Genomic DNA, 15943 nt, shown 5'->3' on the forward strand with positions numbered 1-15943 from the left:
ATTATAAGGAATTCATCTGATTTTTTATGGAAATAGTGGATTTTTTTATGTAATTTTAAAGAAAATGTGACATTATAAGCCAAGATCTCTCATATCTCTCAAGAAAAAAAAGCACTCTTGATCATAAGAGTGCTTCAGATTGTTGACAAAGGGCTAAAATGATCTTTATTTTAGTCCTTTGTCTTCTTTTCAGCGTGATAGAAAACCTTTGCAGTCTAGGAAGGACGAGTACTGGCGCGGAGCGAATTTGACATTCGTGAGCACCAGCACGCAGGACTGACACCGAATGCGAGGGTTTGTCTACACGCTGAAGCACTCTTGATCATAAGAGTGCTTTTCTCATACATCCTTTACTCTCTTTTTCATTGCCTCAGCCATTTCCACGTCACCCTCTGCTTCCAACTTTTCAATGATGTGAGCATAATCCCTTTCATGGCGATTTTGGCTTAGTTTAAAAGCAGCCTGAACTTCATCAATGATGATTTTAAAGCCTACAATGCCTTTCATTTGCTTCTCTAAAAGTTCATCAGACAACGTATCCCATAACACTGGTTGTTCCCTATGGCTTTCATATGTCTCCAGCATCGTTGTTAATTCCTTGACCAGTTCTGCTTTTTCTAGCAGCACGGCTTTTCCATATACATGTACAGCTTGATAATTCCACGTCGGTACGGCTTCCTTTTCATACCATGAAGATGATATGTAAGCATGCGGCCCTTGAAAAATGACGAGCACCTTTTCATTTTCTTCAAACGTTTTCCACTGAGGATTTCCAATCGCCATATGCCCTGTGATCACATACGAACCCTCAATTTGATGAAAACTCACTGGGATATGTGTCGCAATGGGCTTTTCATCCGTTGTGGTCACAACTGTTGCAAATGAATGTGATTGAATAAATGCTTTTACTTCCTCCATATCTTTCACTTGAAAAAATGATGGAATATACATGTTCCCTTCCCCCTTTTTGATCAGCTAAGTGTTTTGGTCATAATGAAGTCCAATTGTTCCTCGTCTCCCATAAGGAATGCGTGCACTCCTGTTTGAACAAACCCAAGCTTTTGATAAAATGCGATGGCCGCTTTGTTGTGCTCCCACACCCCAAGCCAAACATCACGTTTATGATATTTCTTCGCGATCTCAAAGGCTTGATTGATTAAATATCGGCCTAAACCTTGTTTTTGAAAGGACTGCTTAATATAAATTCTTTCAATCTCTAACGCTTCACTTCCCATCTCTTCTGACTGCGCATCATCCATATTGACCTTCAAATAACCAGCAACTTCGCCATTCACTTGAACAAAATAGAACTGTGAAGATGGATGATGTAATTCTTTTAACAGCTGGTTGGGATGAAAAGCTGTCTTTACGTAAGCATCGATATGTTCAGCTTTGTTTTGATCCCGAAAGGTCTCTTTAAACGTGTCGATTCCGACTTTTTGTAGCTCTTCTATATGCTGTTCATTACATGGAATAAAAGTGACGGTCATTGAAGTCACTCCTTATCATTTAGTAGCGTCTCTTATTTCCTTTTTTCACATAATCCCAATCTTTTTCAATATTTTTTCTCACCCTGAGAAGATACTCATATATCTGTTCTGCTTCCTCATCAGAAAACCCATCAAGCGCTACTTGATTCGAATAATCATGTTCTCGTTTAATCATTGGATATACCGCTTCCCCTTTATCAGTGGGAAACAGCTTTTTGTTTTTTTTATTCACTCGATCATCTTTCTTCTCAATAAAACCATGCAGTTCTAATTTTTTGATAGCACGGGCGGCCGTTGTTCGATCCACCTTGATCATTTCCGCCAGCTTTTCCTGAATGATGCCCGGCTCCTCACAAATACGCACAAGATACAAATACTGTCCCTTCGTTAAATCGTACTCTTTAAATTCAATATTACTTATAGAATCAAGCGCCCGAGCGATGACGCCAATCTCTCGCAAAATCTCTCTCATTTATCACGACTCCTTTTATTGCATTTACAACATAAAATATACAACAACATTATAGTTTATTTTTGTTGTAAATACAATAAAAAAAACACCTTCATTTAGAAAGTGTTCTTTTCATTTTCTTTATTTCCCTCGTTCCTTTAAAAGTGGTAAATGTTACAAAAATAACGATATATTCGTTGCTAGAAGATAATTTCCCTTTATGCAGCCGCCTCTTTTTATAACATAATCTCTCCAGTTTTATTAACCATTATTCGTAGAGTCCACATAGATTCAAATTAGAATTTTTACCTTTAACAACCATCATTAAAATGATGAATATAATTGTTTAATTTAGGAACTATAAAAAGGTGACCAATCGTCAAGAAAGGAAGGTCGCTTAATGAATATTTTACAATTAGGGAGGATGACAATGGGAATTTTAAGTGGAAATCCAACGGATGAACCTATGCACTATGGTGAAGTGTTTGGTACATGGTCTTACTTGATGGTAGCTAAAGGTTTAGTTGCTGGTTATCAAACTCACTTAAACCATGCAGGTGACGAAGACTTACAAAAATTACTTGAAGAAGCTATTCAGGGTGGGCAACAAGAAATCAAAGAAATTGAAACTTTATTAAAAGAAAATGGAATTGGCTTACCTCCAACACCTCCTGAACGACCTAAAGCTTGTATAGACGATATTCCAGTAGGGGCACGTTTTCAAGATCCAGAAATAGCCGCTGGTCTTTCAGCGAACGTTGCGGCAGGCTTAGTATCGTGTAGCACAATTATGGGGCAATCCATTCGAGAAGACATAGCTATGATGTTTGGACAGTTTCATGTTCAAAAGACAGCACTTGGAGCAAAAGTCCTTAGACTTAACAAAGAAAAGGGATGGTTAATTCCACCACCTCTTCATCATAGCAAAGCAGAAGATTGCTAATCATAAGATGATTAAACATGAAAGAGTAGACCTTTAGGGTTTACTCTTTTCTTGCTAAGCTTTAAACTTTCTACAAATTGAAAACTCTCCTTCACTCTCTCTACAGTCACTATTTTTTGCCATCTTCCTGAGATTTAAAAGCTCCTATTACTATAGGTTGTGTAGCAACTAACCAGTGGTTTAAAAACTTAGAGAGTAACCTTTCTCTATTATAGTCCTTGCAATTGCAGCATAAAGACGGATTTTCCCCGTTCCAAGGTTCCATTTAATCAACAAGGTTAGTCATACTATGAGGAATATCTAAGCTCATATGACTGTTAATATGGAAGAAAAGACCTCCCAACAGTTTTGCAAACTGATGAAAGGCCTTCTCCTTTAGTTAGCTTATTTGTCACAGGTTCCCTTGTTTTTAATAACACGAGGACATACGACGACAAGAAAAGCATATTATTATTTCAGACGTTGATATAACAAGGTTTTGAAACCCTGATTACATCATTCCGCCCATACCGCCCATGCCGCCCATATCCGGCATTCCGCCGCCTGAGCCGCCTTCTTCTGGTTTGTCAGCAACGACTGCTTCAGTTGTTAGAAGCATTGCTGCAACAGAAGCTGCGTTTTGAAGTGCAGAGCGAGTTACTTTTGTTGGGTCAACGATTCCTTTTTCGATCATGTTTACCCATTCGTTTGTTGCTGCGTTGAAGCCTACGCCAATTTCTTCGTTTTTCAAGCGCTCAACGATGACGGATCCTTCAAGACCTGCGTTGTGAGCGATTTGACGGATTGGCTCTTCAAGAGAACGTAGAACGATGTTTACACCTGTTTGAACGTCACCATCTGCTTCGATTGAAGCGACTTTTTTGTATACATTCACAAGTGCTGTACCACCACCGGATACGATACCTTCTTCAACTGCTGCACGAGTTGAGTTCAGTGCATCCTCGATGCGTAGTTTGCGCTCTTTTAGTTCTGTTTCCGTTGCAGCCCCAACTTTGATGACAGCGACGCCGCCAGCTAGTTTTGCAAGACGTTCTTGTAATTTTTCTTTATCAAATTCAGAAGTTGTTTCTTCAACTTGCGCACGGATTTGGTTGACACGTGCTGCGATTTGAGCAGAATCTCCTGAACCTTCAACGATGGTTGTGTTTTCTTTTGTCACAACGACTTTAGACGCGCGGCCAAGCTGACCGATTTCAGTTGATTTTAGGTCAAGTCCTAGGTCTTCTGTGATTAATTCTCCGCCAGTTAGAACAGAGATGTCTTCAAGCATTGCTTTACGACGGTCACCGAATCCAGGTGCTTTTACTGCCACTGCGTTGAATGTACCACGAAGTTTGTTCACAACAAGTGTTGCAAGTGCTTCGCCTTCTACATCTTCAGCAATGATCAATAATGGTTTTCCTTGTTGTACAACTTGCTCAAGTACAGGAAGGATTTCTTGAATGTTTGTGATCTTTTTATCAGTGATTAAGATGTAAGGATTTTCAAGAACCGCTTCCATCTTATCAGAATCTGTCACCATGTATGGTGAAGCATATCCGCGGTCAAACTGCATTCCTTCAACCACTTCAAGCTCAGTTGTGAAACCTTTAGATTCTTCGATTGTGATAACACCGTCGTTACCTACACGCTCCATTGCTTCAGCGATTAGGCTGCCTACTTCTTCATCTGCTGCAGAAATAGACGCAACTTGAGCAATTGATTCTTTGCCTTCGATTGGTTTAGAAATCTCGTGCAAGCCTTCAAGTGCTACTTTCACTGCTTCCTCGATCCCTTTACGAACGCCAACAGGGTTTGCACCAGCTGTTACGTTTTTAAGACCTTCACGGATCATTGCCTGAGCTAGAACTGTTGCAGTCGTTGTACCGTCACCAGCTACGTCGTTTGTTTTGCTTGCAACTTCAGCTACAAGTTTTGCACCCATGTTTTCAAATGCATCTTCTAATTCGATTTCTTTTGCAATCGTTACACCATCATTTGTGATAAGTGGAGAACCGAATTTTTTCTCAAGAACCACGTTACGTCCTTTAGGTCCTAAAGTTACTTTTACAGCATCTGCAAGTGCATCTACACCACGTAACATCGCGCGACGTGCTTCTTCACTGAACTTAATATCTTTTGCCATAATAACGAAACCTCCTCAGTCTTTTTAAAAATATATCTCAATGTTTTTTATGTGATTAACCAATAACAGCTAAAATGTCGCTCTCACGAAGGATTAAATATTCTTTGCCTTCATATTTCACTTCAGTGCCTGCATATTTTGAGAAGATAATGCGGTCGCCTGTGTTTACTTCTAACGCAACGCGCTCACCACTTTCAAGTACACGACCTGAACCTGCTGCAACAATTTTGCCTTCTTGCGGTTTTTCTTTTGCAGAATCTGGTAAAACAATACCGCTAGCGGTTTTTTCCTCAGATTCAACGAGTTCAATGATTACGCGATCGCCTAATGGCTTTAACATAAGAAACAACCTCCTCAATTTTTATATGTAGTCTTTTTTTAGCACTCATCACCAGTGAGTGCTAACACATTTATTATAATAAAGAATGTCTTCTGCAATTTCAAGTAAAAAGCTTTAAAAATTTTTACGGTTTCATGATCTTTTTTCAACTCAGATTCTTTCCTTTTCATCGAAAAAGAAGACTTGTGTTACAATAAATCTAGTTCTTTTAGTAAAGGGGTTTTCGTTACTTGAAAAAACAATATTGGTACATCATCTTAACGTATATATTGGTGCAGTTTTCTGCAATTCCTTATGTGTTCATCATGAAATGGTTAGGGTTCATTCAGACACCGATGACACAAGCAGAGCTCTCTAAATTGTCAGGAACATGGACAATCATCAGCTTCTGTATCGGATTAATCATTATTCTGCTCATTCTTCGGACTGTACCAAAAGCTTCACTTCGAAATGAAGCACCGGTTTCAGTCGGCGCGGCTATCACCTGGATCATTGGCGGTTTCTTTCTTTCCCTCTTTGCACAATCAATTGCAGGAGCGATTGAACAATATGCATTTGGCATTGGCCGTGAATCCGAAAATACTCAAGCCATTTTATCCATTATGGATGCAGTTCCATGGCTTGTGATTGTCATTGCTCTGATTGGACCGATATTAGAGGAAATCATTTTCCGAAAAATCATTTTTGGTGTGATTTATGAAAAAACGAATTTCTTCATTGGAGCGCTTGTCAGTTCAGTGGTATTCGCAGCTGTACACAATGATTTTGCTCATATCTTACTTTATACCGCGATGGGCTTTACCTTTGCCTTTTTATATGCGAAAACAAAACGAATCATTGTTCCAATCGGAGCTCATATGCTGATGAACTCGCTCGTCATTCTTGTGCAGATTGAGCCAGTAAGAAAAATGATTGAAGAACAATCTCAAACAGTGCAAATGATTATTGGAGGCTTTTTCTCATGAGAAACCCTGTCGTATGGGGCGTCATTTATTTTGCCGTAGGTGTGGCTTTCACCTATATGGCCATTCAAAATCCAGGTGACATGTGGTCATTTTACAGCATTTTGCTGATGGTGTTTGCGGCCTATAATATCAATATCGCGTTTAAAATGTTTGCCTTCTCTGTCAAACTCAAAAAACAGCAGCAAAAATAAAACAAAAACCATTTTCTAATCTCTAGGAAATGGTTTTTTTATGGAGGACAAGTTTTCATGGAACAAGAAAAACTGAACATCTTAAATGAGCAGCATGAAGCGATTGGAGTTGCAACCCGTTCAGATGTCCACGCCCAAGGCCTTTGGCATGAAACCTTTCATTTCTGGCTTCTCAAAAAGGAACATGACACCGTGTATCTCTATTTTCAGCTAAGAAGCCCCGCAAAAAAAGATTTTCCTTCTCTGTTTGATATCACCGCAGCAGGCCACCTTCTTGCAAATGAACAGCCTTCTGACGGTAGGAGAGAGGTAGAAGAAGAGCTTGGTCTTTCTATCCCTTTTGAAGATCTGAACTTTGCAGGAGTTATACAGGATGAAATCCATATGCCAAATTTCATCGATCGTGAATTTAGCCATGTGTATCTTTACATTCATCAAGAAGAAGAGATGAACGTTCAATTACAAAAAGAAGAAGTCGCTGGACTTTACAGAGCAAAGCTAATGGATGCACAGCAGCTTTTCACGAGAAAATGTGAAAATATTCATCTGGAGGGCTTTGAAATTGATGAAGCCGAAGAACAACGTGAGGAAAACAGAGTAGTCTGTGTACAAGATTTTGTCCCGCATGAGCCTGCCTATTATAAACATCTATTTCAAGCGATCAATCAATTCCTTTCACAATAGAAAAAGCATCGTGACCCCTATTTGGATCACGATGCTTTTTTATGAGACATAATGATTTTCTTTCTCCTCTGTCTCTGTTTGCTGCATTTTACGATAGGTCACTCTTGAAATGACAATACTCACTTCATACAAAACGAGCATCGGTAAGGTAACCATGAGGTGAGAAACGATCTCTGGCGGTGTAATGAGTGCGGCAATGACAAGGAGGACAAAATAGGCATACTTCCGTATTTTTGATAAAAACATCGGTGTGATGATGCCAAGTCTTGTGAGAAACATCAACACAACGGGCATCTGAAACAAAAAGCCAAATGGAAGTGTTAACTGCATCAGAAATGTAAAATACTCATGAATCCCAATCACTTGCTCTACATTTAAATCACTTGACATCCGCATCAGAAAATCGACGACAAACGGAAACAAAATAAAATAAGAGAAAGCCACACCGCTCAAAAATAAAAGCAGTGCAATCGGAATATAAGCAAGTGTCACCTTTCTTTCTTTATCATATAAACCAGGACTCACAAAAGCCCATAGCTGATATAAAATCACGGGACACGTCAAAACCAAAGCAATGACAAATGCGAACTGCATAAACACGTACAGTGGATCTGTGAGCTTAAACGCGTTCAGCGTCAGTGTCGCCGCTTCATCCGTATTTTGTAAATACACAATGACCGGCTTAGCGAGAAAAAAACCTGCCACCATAAAGGCAACAAAAAACATCGCAATGATCACTAAACGTTTTCGCAGTTCCACAATATGCTCCATAAGCGGCATATCTTTGACATTCATGAAGCTCATCCTATTCTACTGATCTTCTTTTTTCTTATTTTCTTCCTGATCATCAGCTAAACCTTTTGTGGCATTTTTAAATTCACGTAATGTATCTCCTGCTGCTCTTCCTAATTGAGGAAGCTTTTTCGGCCCAAAAATAATGAGCGCAACAATCGCAATCAGAACCAAACTTCCAGGACCAATCGGACCCATTTGCTCCACCCCCTTTACCCCTTTTCGTCAATCCTCCTGTGTAACAGAGTAATGCTTTAAGAAATACACAAGAGACTGAAGTTCAACCGCCAAATCTATATGATGAATTCGAATGTGTTCCGGCACATTCAATCGAGCCGGCGTAAAGTTAAGGATTCCTTTGATGCCAAGGGCAATCAAACGATCTGTAATGGATTGAGCTGCTACGGCAGGTACTGTCAAAATGGCAACAGGAATATCTCCTGCCTCTTGAACATGCTCTTCAAGCTTATCCAAATCATAGACAGGCACGCCGCCTATCTCACTTCCTATTTTACTCTCATTGACGTCAAAAGCCATTGAAATTTTTGTATTATTATTTTTTATGAAATTATAGTGTAAAAAAGCAGTCCCTAAATTCCCGACACCGATGAGCATGACATTGGTCATTTCATCTTGGTCAAGTGTCTTTCTGAAGAAGGTCAAAAGGTAATCGACATTATAGCCATACCCTTTCTTCCCAAGTGCACCAAAGTACGAAAAATCTCGACGAATGGTAGCAGAATCGACTTTGACTGCATCACTAAGCTCTGCCGATGACACCCTTTGTTTTCCTGATGCATGCAGATTTTTTAAAAAACGGTAGTATAGCGGCAAACGTTTGGCTGTCGCTTGTGGAATTTTTGACTGATCTATATTCATATAAGGTCCTCCAACTTAAATATCAGATGCTCTGTGAAAATCACCGTTTTTCCCGCCTGTCTTTTCAATTAAATAGGTAGGACCGATGATCATGCCTTTATCAATCGCTTTGCACATGTCGTAAACGGTCAGTGCACATACTGAAGCAGAAGTGAGCGCTTCCATCTCCACACCCGTACTTCCTTTTGTTTTCACCTGTACTTGTATGTTCAGAATGTGCGCATTTCCGTCTTCCTCCCAATCAAAGGAGATATCCACGCCTTTTAGTGCAAGCGGATGACACATTGGAATGATGGTAGATGTTTGCTTTGCTGCCATGATGCCAGCAACCTGTGCGACAGACAGCACATCCCCTTTTCCAATTTCACGCTGCTCTATTTTATGAAACACTTCTTTTATCATACGAACACTTGAAGCAGCAACGGCGGTTCTCACTGTAGACGATTTGTCACTAATGTCGACCATCTTTGCTCTTCCCTGTTCGTTAAAGTGGCTAAATTGACTCATCTTTCAACGCTCCCTCACTCAAATGATACACTATTTTTTCCTATCTGTCTTTCATTTGAATATGGCGATTGTATGTAACATTTGCCGGTTTACTGCTGATAAGCTACACTTAACATATTATAGCAGAGGTGAAGTTACATGATGATTCTACAAGTGAATCAGCTGTCCAAATCGTTTGGAGCTGATACCGTTTTAACGAATATAAAATTGGAAGTCAAAGCGAGAGATCGGATTGCCATTGTAGGTCGTAACGGCGCAGGCAAATCCACCCTTTTGAAAATCATTGCCGGTCAAATGTCTTACGAGCAAGGTGAGATCATCAAACCGAAAGACCTATCGATCGGCTATTTAGCACAGCATACCGATGTGACGTCTACACGTACGTTAAAAGACGAATTATTATCGGTTTTTGATCATTTAAAAGGGATGGAACAAGAGATGAGAACCATTGAGGAGAAAATGGCTTCCTCTACAAGTTCTGAGCTAGATCCCCTCATGAAAACCTATGACAGACTGCAGCAGGAATTTAAAGATCAAGGCGGCTATCAATACGAAGCAGATGTCCGCTCCATTCTTCATGGGCTCGGCTTTAGTCACTTTAAAGATGAAACAACTGTTCAATCCTTAAGCGGCGGCCAGAAAACCCGGCTAGCGCTTGGAAAGCTCTTATTAATGAAACCAGAACTCTTAATTTTGGACGAGCCGACCAACCATTTAGATATTGATACCTTATCATGGCTAGAGCAGTATTTGCAAAATTATACAGGCGCCATTCTGATCGTGTCCCATGACCGCTACTTCTTAGACAAAGTGGTGAACCATGTGTATGAAGTCTCAAGAACTGCCATGAAAAAGTTCGCAGGCAACTATAGTAAGTATCTTGAACTGAAAGCTGAGCAGCTAGAGCGTGATATGAAGCTCTACGAAAAGCAGCAAGAAGAAATCTCAAAGCTTCAAGACTTCGTAGATCGCAACCTGGCAAGAGCCTCAACCACAAAGCGCGCTCAGAGCAGACGCAAGCAGCTGGAACGGATGGATCGTTTAGATAAGCCATTAGGTGATGAAAAATCCGCAAACTTTCATTTCGATATTACGAGACAAAGCGGCAATGATGTGCTGAAGGTGCATGATCTCGACATTCGTTATGATGAAAAAACACCGCTTCTAACCTCCCTTTCTTTTCAAATCAAACGCGAGGATAGTGTGGCACTCATTGGTCCTAATGGGATCGGGAAATCAACCCTTTTAAAAACGTTAACGAACACATTAACACCTGTAAAAGGCGACATCACCTTTGGATCTCATGTCACGATCGGCTACTATGATCAAGAACAAGCCAAACTGACATCCTCCAAAAAAGTGCTCAATGAGCTTTGGGATGACTATCCTCATTTGAATGAAAAAGAAATTCGGACATGTTTAGGGAACTTCCTCTTTTCCGGTGACGACGTTTTAAAGCCCGTTCATGCATTAAGTGGTGGAGAAAAAGCGCGCCTTGCCCTTGCCAAGCTGATGCTCCAAAAAGCCAATTTTCTTATTCTCGATGAGCCTACAAACCACCTAGACTTAGACAGTAAGGAAATTTTAGAGAATGCGCTGATCGATTATCCAGGCACCATCTTATTTGTCTCGCACGACCGTTATTTTATCAACCGTCTGGCAACGAAAGTATTCGAGCTTTCGCCTACAGAAACAAAAGAGTATCTCGGTGACTATGACTACTATCTTGAAAAGAAAAATGAACAATTAGAGCTTGAGGCGTTTCAAGAAAATGAATCGCTTAAAAAACAAGCAGCAAAGCCAGTAGAAACGGCAAAGCTTTCTTATGCGGAAGAAAAAGAACTGAAAAAGAAAGAAAGACAAAAGCAGCGCAGAATCGAGGAAATTGAAGAACGGATTGCTGTCATTGAAGTGACGCTTGGTGAAAATGAAGAGCTTCTATGTGATCCTGCTATTTTCCAAGATCACGAGAAGGTCCAAGCCATTCAAACAGAAAATGATACGCTTAATCAAGAGCTCGAATCACTCTTCGCGGAGTGGGAAGAGCTATCCGAATCTTAAAGAGTGCCCTAATGGGTGCTCTTTTCTCTTTCAGTGAAAATTTATTATCCACATTAATATCCACAAAAAATTCTTTGTTATTCTTAACCACTTTGCACTTATCCACTTTATCCACAGGTTTTTAATCACATATCCACATAAAAATTATTTGTTATACACATTCTCTTCATTTTAAAACGAAATTTTCTAACAATTGTGGATATATAACGTTTACATGTGAATAAATCGCTTTCATTAAAAATGAAAAAAACCCTGTGTATCCACAGGAGTTTTCATTCATATGAGACAAGCGGTAAGCCTGGCTGGCCATTCATCGCCATATCGCCTCTTATTCCTTTTTCAAACGCAATGGTTCCAGCAGCAGCAATCATGGCTGCATTGTCTGTACAAAGAGATAACGGCGGAATGATGACCTTCACGTCTGGGAGCTTCGTGAATGCTGTCGTCAAAGCTTCTCTCAATCCTTTATTGGCAGCGACTCCACCAGCTAAGACAACCTGCTTTACGCCATAGGCCTCAGCCGCTTTTAATGTTTTCCCAACAAGCACCTCAATAACGCTTGCTTGAAAACTTGCTGCCAAATTCTCTGGAGCAATTGTTTCTCCTTTTTGAGATGCATTATGTAATGTGTTAATTACAGCTGATTTTAATCCACTAAAGCTAAAGTGATAGGAGCCTTCTTCAAGCCACGCACGAGGCAGCTTAATCGTTGGCTCTCCTTCATGTGCTAACCGATCAATATGAGGTCCGCCTGGATACGGAAGACTCATCGTCCGAGCCACTTTATCGTAGGCTTCTCCAGCCGCATCATCCAATGTTTCTCCGATGACCTCAAAAGATCCGTGCTCCTTCATTAGCACAAGCTCAGTATGTCCACCAGAGACAACAAGAGCTAGGCATGGAAACTGCAATTCATCTACAAGCTGGTTTGCATAAATATGTCCAGCAATATGATGAACACCAACAAGAGGAATTTGATGAGCAAAGCTCAGTGCCTTGGCTGCATTGACACCAATCAGAAGGGCTCCGACTAAGCCCGGTCCTTCTGTGACAGCAATGGCATCTAAATCCTGAAAACTCATATTGGCCTGTGTCATCACTTCTTCTAATACGATGGTGACTTGCTCCACATGATGCCTTGAAGCGATTTCTGGGACAACACCGCCAAATCGTTTATGACTTTCTATTTGCGAGGCGACAACATTCGCTACAATTTCTTTCCCATTTTTTACAATGGATGCAGCTGTTTCATCACAGCTTGTCTCTATACCTAATATGAATCGATCTGTTTGTTCACTCATTTATATTCACCCACATGACCAATGCATCTTCCCCATTATCCGTATAATAATTCTTTCGAATAGAAGCTGGTCTGAAACCAAGTTTTTCATAAAGGGATTGTGCAGGTGTATTCGACACCCGCACCTCTAAAGAAAGATGATCTGTCTTTTTTTCTTTGCAAAATTCCATGACATGTCGCAGCAACGCTTCCCCGTAGCCCTTTCCTCTATGCTCAGGGAGAATTGCAATGTTCGTAATTTGTGCATCGTCCATGACGATCCAGACCCCGCAATACCCAACAGGCTGTTTATCTTCTTCAATAAGGAAATAATGGCTGTACTGGTTATGGAGAATCTCATAGACAAATGATTCTTTTTTCCAAGGTGCAGTAAACGAATGCACTTCAATCGTATACACCTCTGGAATGTCCGCTACCGTCATTTTTCGAATCTCTGCTATGTTGAGATTATTTTTGTCCTTCAAGCCATTTCACTTCCGCTTCTGCCAAACGAATATAGTTGGGAACAAGCTGATGGACATCTTCAGCAGGACGATCTGCGCCTAAAAATGCAAGCACTGATGGTCTTGGGTTATGAAATGTCCCCTCTGCTATCACAGCAGTTTCTCCTAAAATGGAGCGAATGCTTTCTTCATGAAGGTGCACATCCTGTCCAAGAAATAGGACAGGCTTTCCTGTCTGCTTCAGCTCATGAAGCCAATCCGTGAGCAAGATATTTTGGTCTGATTTGACCTCTTTGATCTTTCCTTCTACAAACGTATATAGCCCAGTATAAACTTGTCCTCTTCTCGCATCAAATAGTGGCGAGATCCATCCATCAAAGTAGTGACCATTTGCCGCCAGTGTTTCTAAACTAGAAACAGCCGATATTGGGATAGACAGCGTCCACGCGAGTGTTTTTGCAATGGTCACACCGATTCGAACACCAGTGTAGGAACCCGGTCCTTTCGCTACAACGATTTTACTTAGTTCGCTTGGCGCTACACCACATTCTTTCATCAATGCCTCAACAGTCGGCATCGCTCTGACGGAATGGTTCTTTTTTAAATACGTGATGCTCTCACCAATCACTGTGGAATCTTTTACGAGGGCAATTCCTAGTGTATGGTTCGACGTATCAATTGCCAGTATGGTCAAATTCTTTCATCTCCTTACAAAGGGTCTCATAGCGTTCCCCTTTTGCACTAAACGTGAGATGACGTTCTTCTTCACGTTCTGTTCTCAGCATTTCTATTTTCAAATAGGAGGAAGGCAATTGAGGTCCAATGAGATGTGCCCACTCAACCAAGCATACACCTTCGCCCTCAAAATATTCTTCGAGCCCGATATCTTCTTCCGCATCTTCCATGCGGTACACGTCCATATGATAAAGTGGCAGTCTGCCATCGGTATATTCTTTAATAATCGTAAAGGTAGGGCTGTTGACGATACTGGTAATCCCTAAGCCTTCTGCAAAACCTTTTGAAAAAGTAGTTTTGCCTGCGCCTAAATCCCCTTCTAATGTCAAAACATCGCCTGGCATCACAAGTTTGGCCAAAGCAGCGGCAATTCGTTTCGTCTCATCCGCACCTTTTGTCGTCCATGTTAATTTCACAGTTGAGGTCACCTCATTTCTTAAAATGATTATATCCTTTTTTCATTAACATTGTTTGCAGTTCATTGTCTTTTAATATAACGCTTGCTGCTCGATCCCCTTTGACTTGTCCAATGTGTTTGACTTGAATGTCTTCTTTTCTACATTGCATTTCAAAGCTTTCCCAATCAGCCTCCGGAATCGTACCAGTTAATACAAAGTCTTCCCCGCCAAATAACACCCATTCAAGCCATTCTTTACGCAGCAATGGTAAATCGGGATGTACGGGGAGCTTATTTGCTTCTATCTCTATCGTCACATGACTCGCTTCGGCTATCTCATTCAGCTCACTGGCTAATCCATCACTCACATCATTCAAGGTGACCCGGGGGAAGCTTGAGCAAATGAGGCCAGCAGCAATGTGCGGCTGAGGCTTTTTATGACGCTCAAGAAAAAAGGCTGTGTCGACTGCCTTGGTAGGGGCTATTTCGTTCATTAAAAGTGATAAGCCAGCAGCTGATGAACCAAGCTCACCTGTGACAAAGACGACATCTCCTGTCTGAGCACTGTGACGATAACAAGCTTTCCCCTTTGGAACCTCGCCAATGACCGTCACTGTAATGACAAAGTCACTGCGAGTGGCGACCGTATCTCCACCAATCAAATCCATTTGATAGGTGTCAGCCAATGCTTTCATTCCCTCATAAAGAGCTGAGACGATCGTCTCATCACCATGAGGCGGGATCGCAATCGATACAAGATAATACTTTGGAGTTCCTCCCATTGCGGCGATATCACTGACATTGACCGCTAGTGCTTTAAAGCCAATCTCAAAGGGTGTGGAAAAATCAAAGCGAAAATGAACATACTCCACCATTGTATCAACACAAACGACCTCTTCACAATGTGAATGAGGTTGATAAACACTTGCATCATCACCGATGCCCATAACCAAAGAACGCTGATGCGTTTCTTTTGGTGTGATTCGGCGAATAAGATCAAATTCATCCATAAAAAGCAGCCCCTTCATGCAATCAATTGATTGAGTAGACATGATGTCAGACATAATTAGTATTAGTGTAAGCCAATATGAGTTTCAGTTCCAATTAAAAATGATATAAAGAAAGCCTGGTATGAGCAAACCAGGCTGGGTTGAAGTGTGATCTATCTTTTCTTTTTACATATTACATAACGTGTAGCCAAACACAAACCAATTCATTGCATCTTGGATACGTATGAAAAGAAAAAGACATAAAAAAAAACGAAACTATACGTTTTCGTTTACAAGTCATAAAAATGGCGGTCCGGACGGGACTCGAACCCGCGACCTCCTGCGTGACAGGCAGGCATTCTAACCAACTGAACTACCGGACCATTTTGGTTGCACTCAACGAGTACTCCCCATTGGTACATAAAATAATTTGGTTGCGGGGGCAGGATTTGAACCTGCGACCTTCGGGTTATGAGCCCGACGAGCTACCGAACTGCTCCACCCCGCGACGATATAAATATAACAAGCTTGGCGGCGTCCTACTCTCACAGGGGGAGACCCCCAACTACCATCGGCGCTGAAGAGCTTAACTTCCGTGTTCGGTATGGGAACGGGTGTGACCTCTTCGCTATCGCCACCAAACCTGATGGA

The 15943-nt window shown here is 41.1% G+C and carries 19 protein-coding genes, 2 tRNA genes and 1 rRNA gene; 5 read left to right on the forward strand and 17 right to left on the reverse strand.

Annotated features, from left to right (window positions below; genetic code table 11):
- Positions 1 to 339: 339 nt before the first annotated feature.
- From C6W21_RS17900 to C6W21_RS17910, 3 genes are read right to left on the reverse strand one after another with little or no spacing between them, the layout of a single operon-like run.
- Positions 340 to 951 carry an FMN-binding negative transcriptional regulator gene (locus tag C6W21_RS17900; RefSeq protein ID WP_106052065.1) on the reverse strand — a complete coding sequence of 204 codons (612 nt, stop codon included), beginning with the start codon at positions 949 to 951 and terminating at the stop codon, positions 340 to 342.
- 20 nt (positions 952 to 971) lie between these two features.
- The gene (gene paiA / locus C6W21_RS17905; protein ID WP_106052068.1) at positions 972 to 1490 is read right to left on the reverse strand and encodes a spermidine/spermine N(1)-acetyltransferase; all 519 of its coding nucleotides are present in this window, start codon (positions 1488 to 1490) and stop codon (positions 972 to 974) included.
- Between the two features lie 19 nt (positions 1491 to 1509).
- Positions 1510 to 1962 (reverse strand): MarR family winged helix-turn-helix transcriptional regulator, encoded by a 453-nt coding sequence (locus C6W21_RS17910; RefSeq protein WP_106052072.1) that lies wholly within the window; start codon positions 1960 to 1962, stop codon positions 1510 to 1512.
- A 409-nt stretch (positions 1963 to 2371) separates the two neighbouring features.
- On the opposite strand from C6W21_RS17910, the gene C6W21_RS17915 reads away from it, so the two are divergent.
- Positions 2372 to 2884 carry a DUF3231 family protein gene (locus tag C6W21_RS17915; protein WP_106052075.1) on the forward strand — a complete coding sequence of 171 codons (513 nt, stop codon included), beginning with the start codon at positions 2372 to 2374 and terminating at the stop codon, positions 2882 to 2884.
- Positions 2885 to 3374: 490 nt separating this feature from the next.
- Here the strand turns inward: C6W21_RS17915 and groL are convergent, their stop codons facing one another.
- Positions 3375 to 5009 (reverse strand): chaperonin GroEL, encoded by a 1635-nt coding sequence (gene groL, locus C6W21_RS17920; protein WP_034320371.1) that lies wholly within the window; start codon positions 5007 to 5009, stop codon positions 3375 to 3377.
- Positions 5010 to 5064: 55 nt separating this feature from the next.
- Entirely contained in the window at positions 5065 to 5349 is a 285-nt protein-coding gene (gene groES, locus C6W21_RS17925; protein ID WP_003214120.1) for a co-chaperone GroES, read from the reverse strand.
- Positions 5350 to 5579: 230 nt separating this feature from the next.
- On the opposite strand from groES, the gene C6W21_RS17930 reads away from it, so the two are divergent.
- The 3 genes from C6W21_RS17930 to C6W21_RS17940 are packed head-to-tail and all read left to right on the forward strand — an operon-like array spanning position 5580 to position 7189.
- On the forward strand, positions 5580 to 6314 hold the full coding sequence (locus tag C6W21_RS17930) for a CPBP family intramembrane glutamic endopeptidase (protein WP_106052081.1): 735 nt from the start codon (positions 5580 to 5582) through the stop codon (positions 6312 to 6314).
- The gene (locus tag C6W21_RS17935; protein ID WP_034664886.1) at positions 6311 to 6505 is read left to right on the forward strand and encodes a YdiK family protein; all 195 of its coding nucleotides are present in this window, start codon (positions 6311 to 6313) and stop codon (positions 6503 to 6505) included. Before C6W21_RS17930 ends, C6W21_RS17935 begins: the two co-directional genes overlap by 4 nt.
- Before the next feature lie 57 nt (positions 6506 to 6562).
- Complete coding sequence (locus C6W21_RS17940) at positions 6563 to 7189, forward strand: NUDIX hydrolase (protein ID WP_106052084.1); 627 nt, start codon at positions 6563 to 6565, stop codon at positions 7187 to 7189.
- A gap of 39 nt (positions 7190 to 7228) precedes the next feature.
- Here the strand turns inward: C6W21_RS17940 and tatC are convergent, their stop codons facing one another.
- The 4 genes from tatC to moaC are packed head-to-tail and all read right to left on the reverse strand — an operon-like array spanning position 7229 to position 9367.
- On the reverse strand, positions 7229 to 7993 hold the full coding sequence (gene tatC / locus C6W21_RS17945; RefSeq protein WP_223249627.1) for a twin-arginine translocase subunit TatC: 765 nt from the start codon (positions 7991 to 7993) through the stop codon (positions 7229 to 7231).
- A gap of 6 nt (positions 7994 to 7999) precedes the next feature.
- Positions 8000 to 8179, reverse strand: a complete 180-nt coding sequence (locus C6W21_RS17950) for a twin-arginine translocase TatA/TatE family subunit (RefSeq protein WP_012009077.1) — start codon at positions 8177 to 8179, stop codon at positions 8000 to 8002.
- 27 nt (positions 8180 to 8206) lie between these two features.
- Positions 8207 to 8860, reverse strand: a complete 654-nt coding sequence (locus C6W21_RS17955) for a redox-sensing transcriptional repressor Rex (RefSeq protein ID WP_106052088.1) — start codon at positions 8858 to 8860, stop codon at positions 8207 to 8209.
- 15 nt (positions 8861 to 8875) lie between these two features.
- Complete coding sequence (moaC, locus tag C6W21_RS17960; RefSeq protein ID WP_003214058.1) at positions 8876 to 9367, reverse strand: cyclic pyranopterin monophosphate synthase MoaC; 492 nt, start codon at positions 9365 to 9367, stop codon at positions 8876 to 8878.
- A gap of 138 nt (positions 9368 to 9505) precedes the next feature.
- On the opposite strand from moaC, the gene C6W21_RS17965 reads away from it, so the two are divergent.
- On the forward strand, positions 9506 to 11428 hold the full coding sequence (locus C6W21_RS17965; protein WP_106052092.1) for an ABC-F family ATP-binding cassette domain-containing protein: 1923 nt from the start codon (positions 9506 to 9508) through the stop codon (positions 11426 to 11428).
- Positions 11429 to 11700: 272 nt separating this feature from the next.
- On the opposite strand, the gene tsaD is transcribed toward C6W21_RS17965, so the two are convergent.
- From tsaD to rrf, 8 genes are all read right to left on the reverse strand, one after another.
- On the reverse strand, positions 11701 to 12729 hold the full coding sequence (tsaD, locus tag C6W21_RS17970; RefSeq protein WP_106052095.1) for a tRNA (adenosine(37)-N6)-threonylcarbamoyltransferase complex transferase subunit TsaD: 1029 nt from the start codon (positions 12727 to 12729) through the stop codon (positions 11701 to 11703).
- Entirely contained in the window at positions 12722 to 13150 is a 429-nt protein-coding gene (gene rimI / locus C6W21_RS17975) for a ribosomal protein S18-alanine N-acetyltransferase (RefSeq protein ID WP_106052122.1), read from the reverse strand. The genes tsaD and rimI overlap by 8 nt, the downstream gene beginning before the upstream one ends.
- 25 nt (positions 13151 to 13175) lie before the next feature.
- Positions 13176 to 13865: a tRNA (adenosine(37)-N6)-threonylcarbamoyltransferase complex dimerization subunit type 1 TsaB gene (gene tsaB / locus C6W21_RS17980; RefSeq protein WP_106052097.1), complete on the reverse strand. Its 690-nt coding sequence runs from the start codon at positions 13863 to 13865 to the stop codon at positions 13176 to 13178.
- Positions 13846 to 14322 carry a tRNA (adenosine(37)-N6)-threonylcarbamoyltransferase complex ATPase subunit type 1 TsaE gene (tsaE, locus tag C6W21_RS17985; protein ID WP_106052100.1) on the reverse strand — a complete coding sequence of 159 codons (477 nt, stop codon included), beginning with the start codon at positions 14320 to 14322 and terminating at the stop codon, positions 13846 to 13848. Before tsaE ends, tsaB begins: the two co-directional genes overlap by 20 nt.
- Before the next feature lie 13 nt (positions 14323 to 14335).
- Positions 14336 to 15313, reverse strand: a complete 978-nt coding sequence (gene thiL / locus C6W21_RS17990) for a thiamine-phosphate kinase (protein ID WP_106052103.1) — start codon at positions 15311 to 15313, stop codon at positions 14336 to 14338.
- A gap of 285 nt (positions 15314 to 15598) precedes the next feature.
- Positions 15599 to 15675 (reverse strand) — tRNA-Asp (locus C6W21_RS17995).
- A gap of 48 nt (positions 15676 to 15723) precedes the next feature.
- Positions 15724 to 15800 (reverse strand) — tRNA-Met (locus tag C6W21_RS18000).
- Between the two features lie 18 nt (positions 15801 to 15818).
- A 5S ribosomal RNA gene (gene rrf / locus C6W21_RS18005) occupies positions 15819 to 15934 on the reverse strand.
- Positions 15935 to 15943: the final 9 nt, after the last annotated feature.

Source organism: Bacillus sp. NMCN1 (genome assembly GCF_002998085.1).
Classification (GTDB): Bacteria; Bacillota; Bacilli; order Bacillales; family Bacillaceae; genus Bacillus.

Excerpts from the sequence above, each read along its gene's own strand:
- C6W21_RS17910 (WP_106052072.1), bottom strand. The coding sequence starts at position 1,962 with ATGAGAGAGATTTTGCGAGAGATTGGCGTCATCGCTCGGGCGCTTGAT.
- rimI (WP_106052122.1), bottom strand. The coding sequence starts at position 13,150 with ATGACGGTAGCGGACATTCCAGAGGTGTATACGATTGAAGTGCATTCG.
- C6W21_RS17950 (WP_012009077.1), bottom strand. The coding sequence starts at position 8,179 with ATGGGTCCGATTGGTCCTGGAAGTTTGGTTCTGATTGCGATTGTTGCG.
- paiA (WP_106052068.1), bottom strand. The coding sequence starts at position 1,490 with ATGACCGTCACTTTTATTCCATGTAATGAACAGCATATAGAAGAGCTA.
- C6W21_RS17935 (WP_034664886.1), top strand. The coding sequence starts at position 6,311 with ATGAGAAACCCTGTCGTATGGGGCGTCATTTATTTTGCCGTAGGTGTG.
- tsaD (WP_106052095.1), bottom strand. The coding sequence starts at position 12,729 with ATGAGTGAACAAACAGATCGATTCATATTAGGTATAGAGACAAGCTGT.
- C6W21_RS17915 (WP_106052075.1), top strand. The coding sequence starts at position 2,372 with ATGGGAATTTTAAGTGGAAATCCAACGGATGAACCTATGCACTATGGT.
- C6W21_RS17955 (WP_106052088.1), bottom strand. The coding sequence starts at position 8,860 with ATGAATATAGATCAGTCAAAAATTCCACAAGCGACAGCCAAACGTTTG.
- groL (WP_034320371.1), bottom strand. The coding sequence starts at position 5,009 with ATGGCAAAAGATATTAAGTTCAGTGAAGAAGCACGTCGCGCGATGTTA.
- C6W21_RS17940 (WP_106052084.1), top strand. The coding sequence starts at position 6,563 with ATGGAACAAGAAAAACTGAACATCTTAAATGAGCAGCATGAAGCGATT.
- C6W21_RS17900 (WP_106052065.1), bottom strand. The coding sequence starts at position 951 with ATGTATATTCCATCATTTTTTCAAGTGAAAGATATGGAGGAAGTAAAA.
- groES (WP_003214120.1), bottom strand. The coding sequence starts at position 5,349 with ATGTTAAAGCCATTAGGCGATCGCGTAATCATTGAACTCGTTGAATCT.
- thiL (WP_106052103.1), bottom strand. The coding sequence starts at position 15,313 with ATGGATGAATTTGATCTTATTCGCCGAATCACACCAAAAGAAACGCAT.
- moaC (WP_003214058.1), bottom strand. The coding sequence starts at position 9,367 with ATGAGTCAATTTAGCCACTTTAACGAACAGGGAAGAGCAAAGATGGTC.
- tatC (WP_223249627.1), bottom strand. The coding sequence starts at position 7,993 with ATGAGCTTCATGAATGTCAAAGATATGCCGCTTATGGAGCATATTGTG.
- C6W21_RS17965 (WP_106052092.1), top strand. The coding sequence starts at position 9,506 with ATGATGATTCTACAAGTGAATCAGCTGTCCAAATCGTTTGGAGCTGAT.